Annotated in this window: 12 protein-coding genes; 5 read left to right on the top strand and 7 right to left on the bottom strand. The window is 72.9% G+C overall.

The features are described 5' to 3' along the window. Positions 1–5: 5 nt before the first annotated feature. Both ACOOHE_RS05225 and ACOOHE_RS05230 read right to left on the bottom strand, forming a co-directional pair. Entirely contained in the window at positions 6–2,294 is a 2,289-nt protein-coding gene (locus ACOOHE_RS05225; protein ID WP_420456743.1) for a TonB-dependent receptor, read from the bottom strand. Between the two features lie 347 nt (positions 2,295–2,641). Next, on the bottom strand, positions 2,642–2,998 hold the full coding sequence (locus tag ACOOHE_RS05230; RefSeq protein ID WP_420456744.1) for a hypothetical protein: 357 nt from the start codon (positions 2,996–2,998) through the stop codon (positions 2,642–2,644). Positions 2,999–3,099: 101 nt separating this feature from the next. Between ACOOHE_RS05230 and ACOOHE_RS05235 the strand changes: the two genes are divergently transcribed. Both ACOOHE_RS05235 and ACOOHE_RS05240 read left to right on the top strand, forming a co-directional pair. Then, positions 3,100–4,740 (top strand): sulfatase-like hydrolase/transferase, encoded by a 1,641-nt coding sequence (locus ACOOHE_RS05235; protein ID WP_420456745.1) that lies wholly within the window; start codon positions 3,100–3,102, stop codon positions 4,738–4,740. Positions 4,741–4,815: 75 nt separating this feature from the next. Then, positions 4,816–5,739, top strand: coding sequence for a metallophosphoesterase (locus ACOOHE_RS05240; RefSeq protein WP_420456746.1), 924 nt, complete (start codon positions 4,816–4,818; stop codon positions 5,737–5,739). A gap of 177 nt (positions 5,740–5,916) precedes the next feature. Here ACOOHE_RS05240 and uvsE read toward each other — a convergent pair whose 3' ends face one another. From uvsE to ACOOHE_RS05255, 3 genes are all read right to left on the bottom strand, one after another. Further along, positions 5,917–6,858 (bottom strand): UV DNA damage repair endonuclease UvsE, encoded by a 942-nt coding sequence (gene uvsE / locus ACOOHE_RS05245; protein WP_420456747.1) that lies wholly within the window; start codon positions 6,856–6,858, stop codon positions 5,917–5,919. Between the two features lie 588 nt (positions 6,859–7,446). Further along, entirely contained in the window at positions 7,447–8,088 is a 642-nt protein-coding gene (locus ACOOHE_RS05250; protein ID WP_420456748.1) for a J domain-containing protein, read from the bottom strand. Positions 8,089–8,218: 130 nt separating this feature from the next. Beyond that, positions 8,219–9,598: a M20/M25/M40 family metallo-hydrolase gene (locus ACOOHE_RS05255; protein ID WP_420456749.1), complete on the bottom strand. Its 1,380-nt coding sequence runs from the start codon at positions 9,596–9,598 to the stop codon at positions 8,219–8,221. Positions 9,599–9,658: 60 nt separating this feature from the next. Here ACOOHE_RS05255 and ACOOHE_RS05260 point away from each other — a divergent pair, with 60 nt between their 5' ends. From ACOOHE_RS05260 to ACOOHE_RS05270, 3 genes are all read left to right on the top strand, one after another. Continuing rightward, on the top strand, positions 9,659–12,439 hold the full coding sequence (locus ACOOHE_RS05260; protein ID WP_420456750.1) for a DUF2339 domain-containing protein: 2,781 nt from the start codon (positions 9,659–9,661) through the stop codon (positions 12,437–12,439). Positions 12,440–12,847: 408 nt separating this feature from the next. Further along, on the top strand, positions 12,848–13,921 hold the full coding sequence (locus ACOOHE_RS05265; protein WP_420456751.1) for a choice-of-anchor B family protein: 1,074 nt from the start codon (positions 12,848–12,850) through the stop codon (positions 13,919–13,921). Between the two features lie 137 nt (positions 13,922–14,058). Continuing rightward, complete coding sequence (locus ACOOHE_RS05270) at positions 14,059–16,695, top strand: FtsX-like permease family protein (protein ID WP_420456752.1); 2,637 nt, start codon at positions 14,059–14,061, stop codon at positions 16,693–16,695. Positions 16,696–16,723: 28 nt separating this feature from the next. Here ACOOHE_RS05270 and ACOOHE_RS05275 read toward each other — a convergent pair whose 3' ends face one another. Together ACOOHE_RS05275 and ACOOHE_RS05280 are read right to left on the bottom strand one after the other, a co-directional pair. Next, a complete protein-coding gene (locus ACOOHE_RS05275; RefSeq protein ID WP_420456753.1) occupies positions 16,724–18,241 on the bottom strand; it encodes a carboxypeptidase M32 in 1,518 nt (505 codons plus the stop codon). Between the two features lie 274 nt (positions 18,242–18,515). Further along, positions 18,516–20,012 (bottom strand): glycine betaine ABC transporter substrate-binding protein, encoded by a 1,497-nt coding sequence (locus ACOOHE_RS05280; RefSeq protein WP_420456754.1) that lies wholly within the window; start codon positions 20,010–20,012, stop codon positions 18,516–18,518. Positions 20,013–20,026 lie beyond the last annotated feature (14 nt).

The raw sequence follows: 20,026 nt of genomic DNA on the forward strand, positions 1-20,026 counted from the left end.
GCGGTCTAAAAGTCGAGCGAGAGCGAGACGTTCGGGAGGATCGGGAGCTGGCGCACCTCGCCGACCTCGACCGGGTTCGAGTCGAAGTCGTAGGTCACGAACCAGAGGTTCCGCCGGTTGTACACGTTGACGAGCTGGAGCTGGAGCTCGTACGTCGCGAACGGCCACACGCCGCGCTTGGTGACCCCGGCGTCGACGCGGTGGTAGGGCGGGAGGCGGGCCGTGTTGAGCCCGTTCGAGACCAGCACCGGCAGCGTCGGGTCCTCGAACGGCAGGCCCTCGGCCTCGAACCGGCCGGCCGGCGTCGTGTAGGCCTGGCCCGTCGCGTAGGCCCCAGCGACCGTCGCCTGCCAGCCGCGTCCGAGCGCGTACTGGGCCACGACGGTCAGGTCGTGGAGCCGGTCGTACTTCGGCGGGAAGTAGCCCTGGAACGCGGCCGACTCGCCCGGGTAGCGCCGCCGCGTCGACCCCAGCGTGTAGCTCACGAGCCCGGTCAGCTTGCCGATCCCGCGCTCCAGCAGGAACTCGGCGCCGAAGGCGTAGCCCTCGCCAAAGCGGAACAGGCTCTGGTAGTCCAGCCCGGCCACGTCCTGGTTGTTCGGGTCGATGTCGAACAGGTCGCGCAACGTCCGGCCGTAGACCTCGACATCGAGCCGGTAGGCCGGGCCCAGGTTCGTCTTGACGCCCAGCACGACCTGCTCCGACGACTGCGGCGGCACGCCGACACCGGTCGTGACCCAGGTGTCGAAGCCCGAGAACGCCTCGTTCGAGATCAGCGACAAGAACTGGTGGTACTGCCCCGCCGCGAACTGGAGGACGAGGTCCTCCCCGAACGTCCGCTCGACCTGGACTTGCGGCGAGAAGCGGACGTACGACGACGGGACCGGCTCGATGTCCTCGGTCAGGAGGTCGTCGGTCAGGCTCCGGAAGTACTCCGCGCGGACGCCGCCGGTCAGGATCCACCCGTCGCCCGGCCGGACGCGGCCCTGGACGTAGCCCGAGGCGTAGCGCGACGGGTTGCCGTACGAGGTCTGGGTGTTCCCGTTGAAGCTGCTCTCCAGGCCGAGGTTGAGCGTCCCGCCCCACGCGCCCGTCCGCAGCTCGAAGGTCTCGCTCGGCAGCCACTCCACGTCGACGCGGGCCGAGTAGTCGGTAAGGGTGTTGGGCCGTTGGAACTCGGTCCCGGCGAACGACCCGACGGGGTAGCTGAAGTAGCGCGACGCCGTCAACCGGGTTTGGGCGAACGCCGTGCCCGAGAGCACGCGGTTGTAGGCCAGCGACGCCGTCCGGTTGCCGTAGTCGAGGTCGAACTGGGCGTCGTCGCCGAACGGGACCACCACCTGGTCGCGGCCGGCGTAGGTCGCCAGGCCGAGGCGGTCGTTGGGCGAGAGGTCGACCGACACCTTGCCGTTGAGGTCGTAGAAGTAAAAGCTCTCCGGGATGCCGTCCTCGTCGAGCTGCTCGCGCAGGACGGCCAGGAGCGGCTCCAGCGTCGAGCGCCGGGCGTTGAGCGAATACGAGCCCGACACGCCCGGCAGCGGCCCCTCGACGCCGACCCGGCTCGCGAGCAGTCCCACCGACAGGCTCGCGTCCGTCTCGCGCCGGTTGCCGTCGCGGTTGTACACGTCGACGACGCTGCCGAGCCGGCCGCCATACGTCGAGGGGTACGCGCCCTTGTACAGGCGGACGTCCTTGATCGCCTCCGTGTTGAACGTCGAGAAGAAGCCGAAAAAGTGTGTCGGGTTGTAGACCGTCGTCCCGTCGAGCAGGATCAGCGTCTGGTCCGGCGAGCCGCCCCGGATGTACAAGGCCGACGAGAAGTCACTCGACGCCTTGACGCCGGGCAAGAGCTGGATCGAGCGGAAGAGGTCGGCTTCGAACACGGTCGGCAGCGCCTGGACCAGGTCGATCGACACGTTCTGCGTGCCGGGCGCCCGCTCCTCCTCGATGGGCTCGGTCGCCTCGACGACGACCTCGTCGGTCGTGACGCCCTGGGGCGCCAGCTCCAGGTCGAGCCGGCGCGTCTCGCCGGGCGCCAGCGTCACCGTCTGGCGCGTCGGCTGGTAGCCGAGGAAGCTCGCGGTGACCGTCACCTCGCCGGGCTCCAGAGTCCCCAGCGTGTAGAACCCCTGGACGTTGGTGGCCACGCCCCGGCCCGTCGCCTCGACGCGGACAGTCGCCTGGATCAGCGTCTCGCCCGAGACGGCGTCGCGGACGAACCCGTTGAGCGTGGCCGGGGCCGTCTGCGCGCCGGCCGACGACGCGGCGAGCGCCAGCAGGGCGAGGGAGAGCACACGGACGGACATCGGCACGAGGGGGGACGGCGGTTGAGCGCGGAACCGGCGGCGGGGTTCGGCCGGGGGCGTGGGGAACCCGCGAAATGCCCGCCTCTCGTGAGCCGCCGCTCAACCGAACGAGGCCACACCCGTCGGTGTTACGGTACCGCGAGTTGCGGGGACGGGCCTCGGCGCCGGGGACCGGAGACGGGGACCGGAGACGGGGACCGGAGACGGGGGACCGAGGACCGGAAGCGGGCTCGTCGGGCGGTCCTCCGTCCTCCGTCCCCGGTCTCGGAGGCCCTCACGTCGTCGGGTGCAGCGCGCCGGCACCCGCCCCGCCTCGCCGTGCGGCCACGAGTTCGTCATCGTACTCGTTCGAGCGAGGGGCGGTCGCCGAGGCAGAACGTGGACGAGTCGGCGTCGAGGCGGGCCGGGTTCGGGCCGGCGGGGTAGCGCGACGTGGCCCGGCCGAAGTTCCACCGGAGCAGGAGCGCCCCGTCCTCGACGGCCCATCGGTGGACCGTGTCACGGCGGACCGAGTCGGGCCGGGCGTAGCTCCACGCCATCACGCCGTCGGGGTCGAAGCGGACGAAGGCCGTGGCGATCTCGGGCGCCGGGCACACCTCGCGCCACGTCGTCCCGACGAGGTCGGCGTAGGAGAGCCGGGCCGTGACGGCGCAGCCGGCGACGAGGGCGAGCAGGACGAGGGGGCGGCGCACGACGGAATCTACGATCCGAGTCGTAGGCGGGCGCGTTTGGGCTCCCCCGTCCCGCACGTCTCCGGACAGATTTAGCTTCACCCCTCACCCCCGGACCGCCCGTGCCCATCCGCGCCCTGCTCCTCTGCGCCCTCACGGCGTGGGCCCTCGCGGGGCCGGCCGTGGCCCAGGCCGGCCCGCCCGACGTGGTCGTCATCGTCGCCGACGACCTCGGGTTCGGCGACGTGGGCTACAACGGGTCCGAGATCCAGACGCCCGAGATCGACCGGCTGGCGGCCGAGGGCGTCGTGCTCGACCGGTTCTACACGTCGCCGCTGTGCTCGCCGTCGCGGGCGGGGCTCCTGACGGGGCGCTACGGCGTCCGGATGGGGATCAACGAGCCCGTGACCCAGGCCGACACGGTCGGGCTGCCCCAGGTGGAGGAGACGCTGGCCGAGCTGCTCCAGGGCGCCGGCTACCAGACGGCGATGGTCGGCAAGTGGCACCTCGGCGACGACTGCCCGTTCCACCCCGAGCTCCACGGGTTCGACTCGTTCCTCGGGATGCTCGGCGGCGGCGCCAGCTACTTTACCCGCCAGACCCAGACCGGGCTCGACTGGTGGCGCGGCGTGGCCCCCGTCGACACGGGCGGCTACACGACCGACCTTATCGCCGACGAGGCCGTCGAGGTCCTGGCGCGACCGCGCGACGGGCCGCTCCTCCTGTACCTCCCGTTCACGGCGCCCCACTCGCCGCTCCAGGCGCTCGACCGCGACCTGGCGCTTTACCCGGGCCTGGAGGGGGAGCGCCGGACGTTCGCGGCCATGACGACGGCCCTGGACCGGGCCGTCGGGCGCGTGATGGCGGCCGTCCGCGCGTCCGGCCGGCCGACGCTCGTTTGGTTCCTGTCGGACAACGGGGCCGTCGAGTCGCTCGGCGGCGACAACGGGCCGCTCCGTGGCCAGAAGGGGCAGGCCTACGAGGGCGCCATCCGCGTGCCGTCGGTCGTGTGGTACCCGGCGTGGGGGAGCCGCCGCGTCGAGCACCCGGTCTGGGTCTACGACGTCCTCCCGACCGTCTTGGGGCTCGTGCCGGACGCGCCGGCGCCGGCCCTCCCGCTCGACGGGGCCGACCAGGGGCCCCAGCTCGCCGGCGCGCCGGCGACCCCGCTCGTGCTCGACCGCCTCCTCTACTCGTACCGCCGGACGGGCGCGGACGGCTACTGGCTGGGCGTCCAGACGGCGGAGGACAAGTACGTCGAGCACGGGCTCTCGAACGGGACCATCCGGGACTTCTACCGGGTCCGGCTCGACCCGACCGAGCGGGCCGACAGCCTGCGCCACTACCTGGGGCGCGCGGAGGACCTCCGCCAGGCGGGCCTCGCGTTCGCCGCGCTCACCCGGCCGGGGGCGTCCAGCGACGTCTCGCTCACGGTCAGCCGGGCGCCGGACCTCGCCGAGTGCCCCGGCCTGCTCTCGACCCCGACGGCCCCCGGCGCCGCACCGCTCGGGCTGACCGTCGGCCCGAACCCGTTCTCGACCGCGGCCACCGTGCGCGTCACGAGCCCGACGGGCCGCCGCGTCGTCGTGGACCTCCTCGACGTGGCCGGCCGCCGCGTGCGGACGCTGTTCGAGGGGTCGGTCCCGGCGGGCGCCGAGCGCGTGGTCCGGCTCGGCCGGGGCGGGTTGCCGAGCGGGCTCTACGTCGTCCGGGCAAGCGGCGGCGGGGCGACGGCGACGCGGTCGGTCGTGCTGGCGCGGTAGGGCACCGATGTCGGGGGGAGCCCCCGGGCGCTCGTCGGGCTCGCCCCGTTAGCTTGCCGCTCCCTCTCCGCTGGCATGCGCACCGCCCTCGCCGTCTTCGCCCTGGTCCTCGTCGGCCTCCTCGTCTACGGCGTCTTTGTCGAGCCGCGCCTGCTCCTGGACGACGAGGCGTTCGAGGCCGAGCTCCCGAACCTCCGGCCGGGGTGGGACGGCAAGACGATCGCGCTGATGGCCGACTTCCAGATCGGGATGTGGCTCGGCAACACGGGCATGGTCGAGGAGGCCGTCGAGGACGCCATCGACGACTCGGTGTCGCTGGCGCTCATCGCCGGGGACTTCCTCTACCGGCCCGACTCAGCGCGGGTGCGCCGGGCCGTCGCGCTCGTCCGGCCGCTCGTCGAGGCCGGCATCCCGACGGTCGCCGTGCTCGGCAACCACGACTACTCGCTGATGAAGGAGTCGAGCGCGGTCGTCACGGTATTCGCCGAGTACCTCACCCAGGAGCTCGAGGCCATCGGGGTCCGCGTGCTGGAGAACGAGGCCACGCCGGTCGTGGCCGGCGGCGACACGCTGTGGGTGGCCGGCGTCGGGTCCAACTGGGCCGGCCGCGCCGACGTGCCCGCCGCGCTGGCCGCCGTGCCGGCGGGGGCCCCGCGGCTCTGGCTGATGCACAACTCGGAGGCGTTCCGCGACATCCCCGGCGAGGAGGCCCACCTCGCGCTGGCGGCCCACACGCACGGCGGCCAGGTCCGCGTCTTCCCCGGTGAGCGGACCTCGTGGCTCGACATCGTCCGCCGGGGCGAGGTCGCCGCCGACGGCTGGGCCGCCGACTCGATCGGGGCCCCGCCCAACCGGATCTACATCAACCGGGGGATCGGGTTCTCGACGGTCCCCGTCCGGATCAACTGCCGGCCCGAGCTGACCGAGATCACGCTCCGAATCCCCGACGGGCCGGTCCCGAGCGTCGGCCCCGGCGCCGTCGACGTGACGGACAGCTAGGGCCGGTGGGCTGGTGATTTGGTGGAGAGGGGGGCGAGCCGCCGGTCCAGACCGACCGTCCCACGGACGCGCCGACGTACTGATGCCAAGTCCGGGTGGAGTGTGTGGGGTTGGGGGTGAGGGAGGGTCGGAACCGAAGCGGGAACGTCACTCCTATACACCCACACGCATTCTGCTCTAGCCGGCCTCGGCAACGGTCTCCATCGGGATCGGCCGGTCGGGGCGCTCGCCCGTCTCGAGGTAGTGGCGGACCTCGAGCACCGCTCGCTCCTTCGCCTTGGCCTCCAGCATCAGGTCGTACGGCGCGTCCGGCGGCCCGACCTGCTCCATCAGCCCGACGAGCCGGTCCACGTCGTCCATGTCGAGGAAGTCGGCGTGGCCGGTCCGGGTGCCGGGCTTGTGGGACGAGAGGTGGAGCTTGGGGACCCGCTTCCCCCACGTCGCTTGGGCCCGGTCGAGCAGGTCGAGGAGCCCCTCGTCCGCCGTCTCGCCGCTCGGATTGAGGACGTGGTGGAACAGGTCGACGATGACCGGGAGCCCGGTCCGCTCGGCCAGCCCGACGGTCTCGGCGAGGGTGTACGTCGTGTCGTCGTTCTCGATGGCGAGCCGGGCGCGGGCGTCGTCCGAGAGCCGGCCGAGGTTCTGGGCGAAGCGGTCGAGCGCCGCCGGCTTGTCGCCGTAGGCCCCGCCGACGTGGAGCGTCATGGTGTCGCCGCCCATGAGCTTGAGGACCCGGGCCTGGAAGTCGAGCTCCTCGACGGACGCCGTGACCACCTCGGGGCGTGGGCTGTTCAAGACGGTGTACTGGCCGGGGTGGCTCGTCACGCGGAGCCCCTCGGCCTTGACGAGCCGCCGGATCTCGCGGAACTGCCAGTCGAACGCCTCGGCCCAGTCGAACGGGAACACGTCGAGCGGGCCGAACGGGATGAGGTCCGACGAGACGCGGAAAAAGCGGAGGTCGTGGGCCACGTTCCACCGGAGCGCCGCCAGCACGTCGCCGAGGTTCTGGACGACGACGGGGATGACGGTCTCGGTGCGGAGGTTGGCCAGGCGGACGGTCCGGCTCTGGGTCCCGAGCGTCGTGTTGAGACAGGCGTAGCCGAGGTGACGGAGGCGCATCGTGCGGCGGGGGTGCCCGGTCTCTACGCCGCCGGCCCGACGGGTGTCCCCTGATCCGCGCCGGGTTCTGCCGTTTGGTTCCAGAGCTGGCCGGTCGCCGCGATGGCACCGGCTCCCTCAAAAGCGGGAACGTTCGTTTCGGGCTCGCGCGCCTCGGGCGGTCCCCGGCGGTGGGAGGGGCCGTGTGATGGACGGCCGCCGGGGCGTGGAACCTCGCCCGCCCGTCTCTCGGCGCGGCTCGACGAGCGGACGTGGACGCTGACGGCGTGACGACGGGCCGCCAGGAGTGTAAATCATCAGCCCGGGCCAGAGTGTAAAGGAACTGCCCGGCTCCTACATGTGGCTACCGGTGTCAGCGTCAGTCACTTCGACCCTCAGATCTTTCAGAGCAAAATCTAAGATCTCGTTGGCAAACTGTTCGGCCTGGACCTCGTTCATTTTGAACTTGTTTCGACCTGTGGCAAACATGTTCTTCCAGAACAGGTCGACTCGCTCTTGCGGGACTTTGCACATGGGGGCTTGGTGTCTAGTGGTGTGGCGCAGGCGGACCATTGTAGCGCTGTGACGCGGCGGACTTTTCCCGCAACGTCAACTTACCATATTTGAGTTGCTCCTGATCCAGCCAAAATCTCTCTGATCCAATCTGTATGAAAACTCGATGAACATGTCAGGATTAGCCGGGTGGACCGACCGGAGATCCTCCGGAGACGAGAAGAAGATCATGTCTCCCTCTGAAAGCATAAAATGATATGCCAGGTCATGACCTTCGAATGAGATAGTGAAAGTCGGTGGACAGGATTCGTCGCCACCAGACTCGTACATCTTTGCCTTTTCCAGGTCTCCACTCCAATCGAACGATCTAAATAGGTCTAGCCCCTGGTCAAGTGACAGCTCTTTGTGGTCCCGCTCTTCGTAATCGTGAAGCGTAAAATAAAAATCGTATCTGTGTCCGCTGTCCTGCCGAGTTTGCCGCCGACGAGGGGAGGCGGGCGGTGACGGGGTGGGACTCGACGGGGAAGGCACTGCTTCAGCAGCATAGCCGACGAGCGATTTGTAAGCAGCGTTGATGGCCTTGGCTTTCGTTTCGGCCTTCAATCTCAGCCTCTCGTTCCCCGAAAACCTATCAGGGTGCCAGACCATCATCATGTCACGGTAGGCCTTTTTGATTTCTTCTAGGCCCGCTCCTTCGGTGAGGTCGAGTTCCGAAAGCCAATCTTTGAGGTTGCTCATTCTGAGGTCGAGGCCGAAGGCGGTGTAACCAGTGCTTCCGCGATGCGGGGTCACCAAATGTAATGACCGTCATTCCATCTAGTGACCCATAGACTACGCCCCGCCCGGCGGTCTCCGGCGTCGTCCTGGACTACTCGCCGTGGGGCAACCGCTCGGGCATCTCGGCGGCCACCCAGATCAGGACCGCCGTGGCCGCGACGGCGCGCTGGACGTCGGCCGGGTCGAGCTTGTCCACGGTGTCGGCCGGCGTGTGGTGGTAGACGAAGTAGTCGCCGTTGTCGGTCCGGAGGCTGAGGCCGGGCACGCCGTCGCGCATCAGCGGGCCGATGTCGGCGCCGCCGCCGCCGAGTGTGATCCCGGCCGGGCCGACCTCGGAGTCGGCCATCAGGAGGTCACGGATCAGGGGCTCGACGCGGGCGGCCAGCATCTGGCGGCCGGCCTCCGACCCACCGTAGCCGAAGCCGACGGGCGTGAACACGCCGCTGTCGCTTTCGAGCGCGAGCTGGACGTGCGACACGTCGGCCCCGAGCGAGTCGCGGAACGTCTCGGCCCCGCGGAGCCCGTTTTCCTCGTTCGTCCACAGCGCCACCCGGACCGTCCGCCGCGGGCGCAGGCCGAGCCGGTTCAACAGCGCCACGGCCTCCCACGTCACGACGCAGCCCGCGAGGTCGTCGTGGACGCCCTGGCCGACGTCCCACGAGTCGAGGTGGCCGCCCAGGATCACGACCTCGTCGGGCCGCTCGCGGCCCCGGAGCTCGCCGATCACGTTGCGCGAGAGCCCGTCGGCCCGGGTCTCGGCGCTCATCGCCAGGCGGACGACGGGCCGCTCGCCGCGGTCCTGGATCCGCCGCAGGATCCCCGACGCCTCGGCGGTGAGGGCCGCGTGCGGAATCTGGCGGTCGCCGTCGGCGTAGCGCATGACGCCGGTGTGGGGCGTGCTCAGGCCGGTCGGCCCGACCGAGCGGACCAGGCTGGCCACGGCGCCGGCTTCGGCCGCCGCGCTCGCCCCGCCGACGCGGTAGGGCACGGTCTCGCCATAGCTCGTGAACGGGACGTCGAACAGGACGATCCGGCCCCGGGCCTCGCCCACCCGCGCCGTCAGCTCGTCGAACGAGCCGACGACGAGGACCTCGGCCTCGATCCCCGGCGTCCCGACGCTCCCGCCCAGCCCCAGCATCGGCAGGTCGATGTCGCCCGACGGCGTCACCAGCGTCGCCGACTCGGCGCCGCGGACCCAGACGGGGACGGTCACCGGCTGGCCCCGGACGTTTTCGAGCCCGTCGGCCCGCATCTCGGCCAGGATCTGATCGATGGCGGCTTCGAGCGCGGGCGTGCCCGTGAAGCGCGGGCCGAACGTGTCGGCCAGGAGGGCGACGCGGTCGAACGCGGCGCTGTCGGCGAGCGCGGCCTCGACGATGCGAGCGGTGGCCTCGGCGTACCGCTCGGACGGGTCGGGCTGGGCGTGAGCGGTCCCGGCCGCGACGAGGAGAGCGAGGAGGGCGAGGCGCATGGGAGCGGGCTGGTACAATCGGACGGGGTGCGCAAGCTAGCCCGCGTCTAGCTTCGGGCCGTGCTCCGGACCCTCTCCATCGTTCTCGGGATCGGCGTCGTCGCGTGGGCGGCGCTCACGACGACCGACGACGCGGTCGCCGTGCTGGCGGTGGCCGTCGGCGTGCTGACCGCGCTGCACCTCCGCGCCCACGACCGGATCGCAGCGCTGGAAGCCCGGCTCGACGCGCTGCTCCGGAGCCGCGCCGCGCGGGCGGCCGAGGCAGAGCCCGCCGGCCCGTCGGAGGTGCCGATCCTGGTTCCGCCAGACACCGAGGAGCCCGAGCGGGACGCTCCAACCGAGGGCGCGGTGCCTGTCGAGGGCCCGGAGCCGCGTCCGGCGCGCGTGCCTGCGATGGGGCGTCCGACCCGGCCGCCGCTGCCGTCGTTGCCGTCGCTCGACGGCCTGCCGCCGCCGCTCCGCCGCGCGTGGGACTTCGCGACGGGCGGCAACCTGGTGGCCCGGCTGAGCCTGTTGGTCCTGTTCGTCGGGCTGGGCCTGCTGATCCGGTACGCCGTGGCCGAGGGGTTCCTGTCGGTCGAGATCCGGCTGGCGCTGGCGGCGGCGGCCGGGCTGGCGCTCGTCGGGCTGGGCTGGCGGCTCCGCGAGGGGACGCCCGGCTTCGGGCTGACGTTGCAGGGCGGCGGCGTGGCCGTCCTCTACCTGACGATCTACGGCGCGTACGCGCTCTACGGGCTGATCCCGTCGCTGCCCGCGATCCTGCTGATGGGCGTGGTGTCGGTCGCGTGCGGCGGGCTGGCCGTCGTCCAGGACGCGCCGGGGCTGGCCGTGCTCGGCGTGGCCGGCGGGTTCGCGGCGCCGGTGCTCGCGGGGACGGCCGAGGGCAACCACGTCCTCCTGCTGAGCTACTACGCGCTGCTCAACGTGGGCGTGCTCGGCGCGTCGTGGGCGCGCGGCTGGCGGTCGGTCGCCGTCGTCGGGTTTTTGGCGACGTTCGTGACGGGCGGGCTGTGGGGCGGGCTCCAGTACGAGCCTCGGCTGTACGCCTCGGTCCAGCCGTTCGTCGTCGTCAGCTTCGCGATCTACCTCGCCCTCGCGGTCCGGTTTGCCCTCCGGTCGGCCCGGGTGGAGGCGACGCCCGAACGGGCGCTGGCGGTCGACGGGGCGCTTGTGTTCGGGCTGCCGGCGGCCACGTTCGTGCTCCAGGCCGGCATCGTCGAGGGCGTCGTGCCGTTTGGGCGGGCGTGGAGCGCGGCGGCCCTGGCGGCCGTCTACCTCGTCGGCGCGGGCGCGCTCCGGCAGCGGGCCGGCGTCCGGTTGCTGGCCGATGCGTTCCTGGCAGTCGGGCTGGCGTTCGCGACACTCGCGTTGCCGCTGGCGTTCGAGCGCGTCGTGTTCGGGGCGCTGTGGGTGCTCGAGGGGGCCGGGCTGGTCTGGGTCGGCGCGCGCCAGCGGAAGGCGTGGATGCGGGCCGGCGGGCTCGCGTTGCAGGGCGTCGCCGCGGCCGTCCTGTTCGCCGAGGGCGTGCTCGCCCCGTCGTCCACGTTCACGGCCGCCTCGCTGACGGGGTGGATCGTGGCCGTCGGGCTGGGGCTCTCGGCGTACGTCTTGCGCGAGATGAGGCGCGGCGGCGCGGTGGCCACCGACGACGACGCGGTCCGTGGCAACACCATGCCCGGTAGGGACACCATGCGTGGTGTCCCCACAGCGGACGAGGAGAAGGGGAGTCGGTCGTCGCCCGTCGGGTGGGCGGCGGCCGAGCGGCTCGCGGGCCGCGTCTTCCTCGCCTTCGCCCTGTTCTGGTGGACCACGACGGCGGCCGTCCACGTGCTCGACCTCGCGCCCGGCCGGTTCGTGCTGGCGGGCTTGCTAGGCGCGGCGGCGGCCTCGGCAGCCCTGTTCCTGGGGATGGGCCGAGCGCTGGGGTGGCCCGGTCTGGCGGCGGCCTCGTTCGGCGTGGTCCCCGTCGGCTGGCTGCTGTGGGCGTTCGCCGTGGTCGACGGCGGGGACCCGGCGGTGTCGTGGCGCGGAGTGGCGTGGCTGGCGCTGTTCGCCGTCGCGGCGCTGGCGCTCCGGTCCGAGCGGGCGCACCGCTGGCGGGCGCCGGCCTCCGTCGGGGCCGTCTGGCTGGCGACCGCCGTTCTCGCATGGGCCCTGTCCGACGCCGTCGCCACGGCCACCGTCGGCGACTGGCCGCTCGGCGCGTCGGGTGCCGTGCTCGCGGCGGCGCTGGCGCTGGCCGTCGGGATGCCGCCGTCGTGGGCGTCGGCGCGCGAGCGGGCCCAGAGCGTGGGCGGGCTGGCCGTCGCCGCCGGCCTCTGGGTGGTCGCCTCGTGGGGCCTCCCCGGCGAGGCCACGCCCCTGCCAACGCTGCCGGTCCTCAACCCGCTCGGGGTCCCGGCCGTCGCCGTCCTGCTCGGGCTGGTCGCCGCGCGCCGCCGGTCCGCCGGCCGGCGCGACGTGTGGACGGTCGCCGTCGCCGCGCTCGGCGTCGGGGCCCTGACGGTCGCCGTGCTCCGGGCCGTCCACGCGGCCGGCGCGGCGCCGTGGACGGCCGAGGGCCTGTTCGACTCGTCGACGGCCCAGGCCGCGCTGGCCGTGACGTGGACGCTGCTGGCGCTCGTGCTGACCGTCTGGGCCGTCCGCGTCGAGAGCCGGGGGCTGTGGTTCTTCGGCGTCGGCGTGCTGGCGGTCGTCGGGGTCAAGTTGTTCCTGGTGGACCTGTCGCAGGCCGAGGCGCTCGTCCGGATCGCGGCGTTCATCACGGTCGGCACGATTGGTCTGCTCATCGGCTACCGCGCGCCGCTGCCGCCCAGGCGGGGGGAGGAGGGTGGAGAGTAGAGGGTGGGGCAGAGGCGCTTCCTCCGAGCCCGGCGAGCGCGTTCTCATGAGGTCACCGACCCTCCCACCTTGTCATCCTGAGCGCAGCGAAGGATCTCAGCACAATCCGCAAGCCCCTTCTGCCATCCCCTAACTCAAGTTGTGCCTCCGGTCCTCGCGTTCGTCGGGACCGAGGACGGGGGACGGAGGACCGCCTGAGACCCGTCGGGGAAGCCGGTCCCCCGTCCTCCGTCTCCGGTCCCACCGCCTCTCTCGGTTCAGACACAACTCGGGTTCCCTACGGCTTCTCCACCGTGTCGAGATCCGTCGCTGGCGCTCAGGATGACAGGGCCCGGGGCAGGGGGGGCGACCGCCTCGCCAGTGCCGCCCTCCATTCTCTATTCTCCACCCTCCCCGCTCCCCGCCGCTATGACCCGCCTTCTCGCGCTCACCCTCGTCCTGGTCACCGCCGCCAGCGCCCAGACGCTCGACCTGGTGGGGACCGTCGACCTGCCGGCTGTCGTCACCGACTCGCTCGAGACCGGCGGCTCCGACGTGTGGGGCTACGTCGCGCCCGACGGGGCCGAGTACGCCATCATGGGCGACATCGACGGCGTCTCGGTCGTGGCCGTGCCGAGCCTCGAAGTCGTCGCCCGCATCCCCGGGCCGACGGAGGACGCGCGGTGGTACTGGCGCGACATCAAGACGTACGGCGAGTACGCCTACGTCGTCACCGAGGCGACCGGGCCCAGCGAGGGGTTGCAGATCATCGACCTGAGCGGGTTGCCCGAGCGGGCCCAAGAGGTGGCCGTGATGCGCGGGCCCGGCGACGCCCTCGTCTCGTCCCACAACCTGTCCATCGACACGGCGACGGGCCACGCCTACGTGCTCGACTCGAACGGCGAGACCGTCGTCATCCTCGACCTCGACGACCCCGTCGCGCCCGTCGTCGTCGGCCGGCTCGACGTAGGCGACGTCCACGACGTGTTCGCCCGAGAGGACCGGCTCTACGTGGCCGAGGGCCGGAACCCGACCTACTCGATCTGGGACACGACCGACAAGGCCGCGCCGGCGCTCGTCAGCCGCGTGACCGTCCCGAACGCCGGCTACGTCCACAACGTCTGGCCCACCGACGACGGCCGCCACGTGGTCACGACGGAGGAGACGGCCGAGAAGACGGTCAAGGTCTGGAACGTGGAGGACCCCGAGAACCCGGAGCTCGTCGGCGAGTGGCTGGGCGCCAACCGGATCGCCCACAACGCGCTCGTCCGGGGCCGCTACGCCTTCCTCTCCCACTACACGGCCGGCGTCTACGTCCTCGACCTCGCCGACCTCTCGGCTCCGACCGTCGTCGCCCGCCACGACACCTACGGCCGCAACGACGACGTGTCGATGGACGGGAACTGGGGCGTCACGCTGCCGTCGCCCGGCGGCTACGTCTACGGCAGTGACGGGACCGGCCGGCTGACGGTCCTGCGCTGGACGCCGCCAGCGGATTTGTAGCGGAGGCCGCCCCGGGGGCGGACGCTGGGTAGGGACACCATGCATGGTGTCCCCACGTCACTGCGCCCGCCAGCACGTGGCCCGGTCGCCGAATCCGCGTCGCGCGGGCCGGAGTACGGGCGGCCCCCCGCGACGCCATGCCCCTCGCCCGTTCGAGCCGCCGGTACCTCGTGCGGCACCCGCTGCTGACCGCGCTCTCGGTCCTGGGCGTCGCGCTCGGCGTGGCCGTGAGCGTGGCCGTCGACCTGGCGAACGCGAGCGCGCTGCGCGCCTTCGAGCTGTCGGGCGAGGCCGTGGCGGGCCGGGCGACGCACCAGGTCGTCGGCGGGCCGGGCGGCGTCGACGGGTCGCTGGTGGCCCGGCTGAGCGTCGAGCCGGCCGTCGAGGCGATCGCGCCGGTCGTCGAGGGCGACGCGCGCGTGGCTCGGCAACCGTACCGCGTCGTGTCGGTGCTCGGCGTCGACCCGTTCGCCGAGGCCGCCTTCCGGCCGTTCGTCGGCGGGCCCGGCCAGCTCGACGCCGGCACGTTCCTGACCGTGCCGGGCGCCGTCCTGGTCTCCGAGGGCACGGCGGTCGAGCTGGGCGTCGCCGTCGGCGACACGCTGGGCTTGCGCGTCGGCGGCCGTCTCGAGGTGGCCGAGGTCGTCGGCCTGCTCCAGCCCGACGACGACCGCTCCGCGAGCGCCCTGCAAAACCTCCTGGTGGCCGACGTGGCGACGGCGCAGGAGTGGTTCGGAATGGTGGGGGACGTAGGAACTGAGGGGTTGGGGACTGCGGGGCGGATGGACGCGAGCTCCGAGCCCTCTGCCCCCGGTCCCCAGTCCCCAGTCCCCAGTCCCGCGCCTGCAGGGCGCCTCACTCGCATCGACCTCGTGCTGCCCCTCGGCGACACGGCGGCGGTCGAGGCCGTGCGGGCGGCGCTGCCGGCGGGCGCCGAGGTCCGCCCGGCGTCGACCCAGGCGGAGGCGCTGTCGACGATGACGGCGGCGTTCCGGCTCAACCTGACCGCGCTGTCGCTGCTGGCCCTCGTCGTCGGCGTCTTTTTGATTTACAACACCGTGACGTTCGCCGTCGTCCAGCGGCGGCGCGTGCTCGGCACGTACCGCGCGCTCGGCGTGACGCGGGCCGAGGTGTTCCGGACGATCCTGGGCGAGGCGCTCGTCGTCGGCGCCGTCGGGACCGCGCTCGGGCTGGCGCTGGGCGTGGCGATGGGGACCGGGCTGGTGCGGCTGGTGACTCAGACCATCGGCGACCTGTACTTCGTCGTCCGGGTCCGCGAGCTGGCGCTGTCGCCGGTGTCGCTGCTGAAGGGCGTGGCCCTGGGGTTGGGGGCGACGGCCGTCGGCGCGCTCCGGCCCGGGTGGGAGGCCGCGTCGACGGCGCCGGCGAGCGCACTCCGGCGGTCGACGCAGGAGGACCGGCTGGCGGCCGGCGCCGGCCGCCTCGCCGTGTGGGGCGCGGCCGTGCTGGCGCTCGGCGTCGCGTCGCTGTGGGTCCCGGCCGGCGTGCCCGGCGCCTACGTGGGGATGCTCGGGATCCTGGCCGGGTTCGCCCTCGCCATCCCGTGGCTGACGCGGGCGTGGGCGGCGCTGGCTCGGCCCGTGCTCGGTCGGCTGCTGGGCCCGGTCGGGCGGATGGCCGCGCGCGGCGTCTCTTCGAGCCTGAGCCGGACGGCCGTGGCCGTGGCCGCGCTCGCCGTGGCCGTCGCCGCGACCGTCGGCGTGGCCACGATGGTCTCGTCGTTCCGGACGACCGTGGCCGACTGGCTCGGGGCCGTGCTCGTCTCCGACGTCTACGTCCAGCCCCCGGCCACGGTCTTCCGCCGCGGCGGCGCCGTCCTCGACCCCGCCCTCGCCGCCGACCTCCAGGCGCTCGACGGCGTCGCCCGCGCCGACGCCATCCGCGTGCGGACGCTCGACACGGGCTCGGGGCCGTTCGACCTGGTCGTCGCCCGGATCGACGAGACGCGGGCCGGCATCTACCGTTACAAGGCGGGCTCGGCCGCCGCCGTCGCCGAGGCCGCGCCGAGTGGCGGCGTCGCCGTCAGCGAGCCGTTCGCGTTCCGGTTCGACGTGGCCGTCGGCGACACGCTCGCGCTGCCGACCGACCGGGGGACGCGCCGCTACCCGGTCACCGGCATCTATTACGACTACGGCAACGACCTGGGCGTCGTGCTGATGGACGAGCGGCCGTTTTTGGAGTCGTTCCGCGACCCCGGCTTCGCCGGCACTGCCCTCACCGCCGCGCCCGGCGCCGACGTCGGCGCGCTCGTCCAGCGGGCTCGGGCGCTCGCGGAGGCGAGCGGGCAGCAGGTCATCGTCCGCTCGAACCGGGACTTGCGCCAGGCGAGCCTGGAGATCTTCGACCAGACGTTCGTGGTGACGAGCGTGCTCCGGCTGCTGGCCGTCGCCGTCGCGTTCGTCGGGGTGCTCTCGGCGCTGATGGCGTTGCAGCTCGAGCGCCGCCGCGAGCTGGCGATGCTGCGGGCCCAGGGCATGACGCCGGCCGAGGTCCGCACGATGGTGGTCGCCGAGACCGGGCTGATGGGGCTGTGGGCCGGGCTGCTGGCGGTCCCGCTGGGGCTGGCGCTGGCGGCCGTGTTGGTGTTCGTCGTCAACGTCCGCTCGTTCGGGTGGACGCTGGCGTTCTCGGTCTCGCCGTCGGTGCTGCTCCAGGCGGTCGGGCTGGCCGTCGGCGCGGCGCTGCTGGCGGGCGTCTACCCGGCGTGGCGGATGGCGCGGACGAACCCGGCGCTCGCGATGCGGGACGGGTAGCCGGAATCGGCTCGGTCCTGGGGACGTGTCACGAGAGGTCGTACAGCCGCTTCACCTTCGCTTCGGCGTACGCCAACCACGGCGCCGCGTCGAGCCCGGAGCCCGTCGCGTCGCGCAGGACCTCGTCGGCCGTCTTGGCGCGGCCCCAGCGGTGGACGTGCTCCCTCAGCCAGCCCAACAACGGGCCGAACTCGCCGGCCGCGAGCAGAGCGTCGAGCCCGCCGAGGTCCCGGTCCGCCGCGTTCCAGAGCTGGACCGACATCAGCGTCCCCAGCGTGTAGGTCGGGAAGTAGCCGACGGCGCCGAGCGACCAGTGGACGTCCTGCAAGCACCCGTCGGCGTCGGTGTTGGGCGCGACGCCGAGCAGGTCGCGCATCCCGTCACGCCACGCGCCGGGGAGGTCGGCCACGGGGAGGTCGCCCGAGAGCAGCGCCCGTTCGAGCTCGAACCGCAAGAGCACGTGGAGGTGGTACGTCAGCTCGTCGGCCTCGACGCGGATGAGCGACGGCTCGACCCGGTTGACGGCGCGGACGAACGCCCGGCGCGGCACGTCGGCGAGGTGCGGAAACCGGGCCTGGAGCCTCGGGTACGCCCACGTCCAGAACGGCCCGCCGCGCGCGACCAAGTTCTCGTACAGCCGCGACTGGCTCTCGTGGACGCCGAGCGAGGCGCCGTCCGCCAGCGGCGTGCCCTCAAGCCCGGGTGCGAACCCCTGCTCGTAGATCCCGTGCCCGGCCTCATGGACCGTGCTGAAAAACGCCGTCGGGAAGAAGGCCGGATCGACGCGCGTCGTGACGCGGACGTCCGTCGTCCCGAACGACGTCGTGAACGGGTGGGCCGAGCGGTCCTGGCGGCCGTGGTCGAGGCTGTAGCCCAGCCGCTCGGCCACGTCGAGCCCGAAGGCCCACTGGGCATCGGCGTCGAACGGCACGCGCAAGAACGAGTCGTCGGGCGCTGGCGCCTCGGCGGCAGCGGCGACGAGCGGGACGAGCCCCTCGCGGAGCTGGCGGAAGGTCTCGGCCACGGACGCGGTCGAGGCACCGGGCTCGTACTCGTCCAAGAGCGCGTCGTAACGGGCGTCGGCGGCCGAGGGCGCGTAGCCCGGCCCGCGCTCGGCGGCCACGAGCGGGCGGACCAGGTCGGCCTCCTCCCGCGCCAGCGCCAGAACGTACGCGAGGTGGGGCGCGAACAGGGCGAAGGCGTCCGTTTCGCGGGCCGCCTTCCACGCCTCCATCGCCCGCGCCGACGCCTCCGCTTTCTCGGACACCAGCCGCGCCGGCAGCAGCGTCGCCCGGTCCCAGTCGCGCCGGGTCACCCGGACGAGCGCCCGGTCGAGGTCGGTCTCGGGCCGGGCCGCCGCCAGCCACTCGCCGACGGCGGGGTCCGTAAACCGCTCGTGGGCGATCCGCCGGAGCGTGGCGATCTGCCGGCCGCGGCCCTCGGCCCCGCCGGGCGGCATGAAGGTCTCCTGGTCCCACTCGAGGACGGCGGCGGCGTGGCCGAGGTCGGCCACCTCGGCGAGGCGATCACGGAGGGCGTCGAGCATCGGAGTTCGGAGTTCGGAGTTCGGAGTTCGGAGTTCGGAGTTCGGAGTTCGGAGTTCGGAGTTCGGAGTTCGGAGTTCGGAGTTCGGAGTTCAACGGCGCCTCGGGAAAGGTTCCGGCGGGGCCCCGCCGTAGAGGGCACGGCGTGCCGTGCCCTCGCCCCGTCCGACCGCCGTGCCTCTGCCCGCGCGCCGTGCCCGTCCGCCTCTGCCCTTTCCCCGTTCCCCGTTCCCATTTCCCGCGAGCGCCAGCGAGCCCCCCGCGAGCGCCAGCGAGCTACAGCCTCAGCCCGCGCGGGACCGCCCACCGGCCGAGCAGCGAGAACAGGCCCTGCGCCGCGAGTGCCATCAGCGCCGCCGGGACGGCCCCCTCCAGGATCAGCCCGACGTCGTCCAGGCGGATGCCGGTCAGGATCGGTTGCCCGTAGCCGCCGGCGCCGACCAAGGCCCCCAGCGTCGCCGTCCCCACGTTGATGACGGCGCTCGTCTGGACGCCGGCCAGGACCGATGGCGACGCCAGCGGCAGCTCGATCCGCCGCAAGCGGACCGCCGCGGGCAGCCCCAGCGCCGCCGCGCTCTCGCACAGGACCGGCGCGATCCCCGCCAGCCCCGCGTGCGTGTTCCGGACGATGGGCAGGAGGCTGTACAGGAACAGCGCCGCGAGGGCCGGCGCCGCGCCGATGCCGAGCAGCGGCAGCATGAACACCAGCAGCGCCAGCGACGGGATCGTGTAGGCCACGCTGACCGCGCCCAGCACGGGCGCCTCGAGCCACCGGACCTTGGCCGCCAGCACGCCCAGCGGGATCGCGACCGCGATGGCCGCCGCCAGCGACAGCCCGACGAGCGCCAAGTGCTCGCGCGTCCGCTGCCACACGCGCTCGGCCCGACTGGCGACGGCCACCTCGCCGACCGTGCCGAACCGCTCGCGCAGCCAGCCCGCCGCGACGACCGCCTCGGGCTGGCCGTCCAGACGGACGCGGGCGTTGAGCGCCGCCATGGTGTCGGCCGAGAGCGTGCCCGCGAGGGCGTCCCACGCGGCGACGGCGGCCGGGTCCGTGCCCTCGCGGTACAACACGACGGCGTCGTAGCGGGGAAAAAAGGCGCGGTCGTCGCGCAAGACGCGCAGGCCGAAGGCGGCGATCTCGGCGTCGGTCGAGTAGAGGTCGGTCGCGTCGAGGTCGCCGGCCTGGAGCGCGCGCAAGGCGAGGTCGTGGTCGAGGCCCCTCACGTCCGTCTGGGGCAGACCGTACGCCCGTCGGAGGCCGGGCCAGCCGTCGGCGCGGTCGAGGAACTCGTTCGAGAACCCGAGCTGGAGATCGGGGTGGCCGGCGAGGTCGGAGACGGCCTCGACGCCGAGCGCTCGGGCCCGGGCCTCCGTCATCCCGACGGCGTAGGTGTTGTTGAACCCGAGCGGCGCCGTCATCCGGACCCCCTCGCGCGCGAGGGCCGCCGCCAGCGCCTGGTCCGTGCCGACCTCCTGGCCGGCGAAGATCTCCTGGGCCAGCGTGCCGGTGTACTCGGGGTAGGCGTCGAGGTCGCCGCGCAGCAGCGCGCTCCACAGCACGCGCGTCCCGCCGACCTCGCGGCGGTGGACGGCCTCGACGCCCGCGGCCCGGGCCGTCTGGGCCACGACCTCGCCCAGCACGACGCCCTCGGTAAACGTCTTCGACCCGACGACGACCTCGGCGCCCTGCGCACGGACGGTGGCCGCCAGCAGGCAGAGGAGCGCGAGCGCTGTTCCAACGTCTCGCCAGGCCGTGGGGACACCATGCATGGTGACCCTACCGA

Source organism: Rubrivirga sp. (assembly GCF_965213695.1).
Lineage (GTDB): Bacteria > Bacteroidota > Rhodothermia > Rhodothermales > Rubricoccaceae > Rubrivirga.

Coding starts and splice junctions, on each gene's coding strand:
- ACOOHE_RS05240 (WP_420456746.1), top strand. CDS start 4,816: ATGCGCACCGCCCTCGCCGTCTTCGCCCTGGTCCTCGTCGGCCTCCTC.
- uvsE (WP_420456747.1), bottom strand. CDS start 6,858: ATGCGCCTCCGTCACCTCGGCTACGCCTGTCTCAACACGACGCTCGGG.
- ACOOHE_RS05250 (WP_420456748.1), bottom strand. CDS start 8,088: ATGAGCAACCTCAAAGATTGGCTTTCGGAACTCGACCTCACCGAAGGA.
- ACOOHE_RS05255 (WP_420456749.1), bottom strand. CDS start 9,598: ATGCGCCTCGCCCTCCTCGCTCTCCTCGTCGCGGCCGGGACCGCTCAC.
- ACOOHE_RS05265 (WP_420456751.1), top strand. CDS start 12,848: ATGACCCGCCTTCTCGCGCTCACCCTCGTCCTGGTCACCGCCGCCAGC.
- ACOOHE_RS05270 (WP_420456752.1), top strand. CDS start 14,059: ATGCCCCTCGCCCGTTCGAGCCGCCGGTACCTCGTGCGGCACCCGCTG.
- ACOOHE_RS05275 (WP_420456753.1), bottom strand. CDS start 18,241: ATGCTCGACGCCCTCCGTGATCGCCTCGCCGAGGTGGCCGACCTCGGC.
- ACOOHE_RS05280 (WP_420456754.1), bottom strand. CDS start 20,012: ATGCATGGTGTCCCCACGGCCTGGCGAGACGTTGGAACAGCGCTCGCG.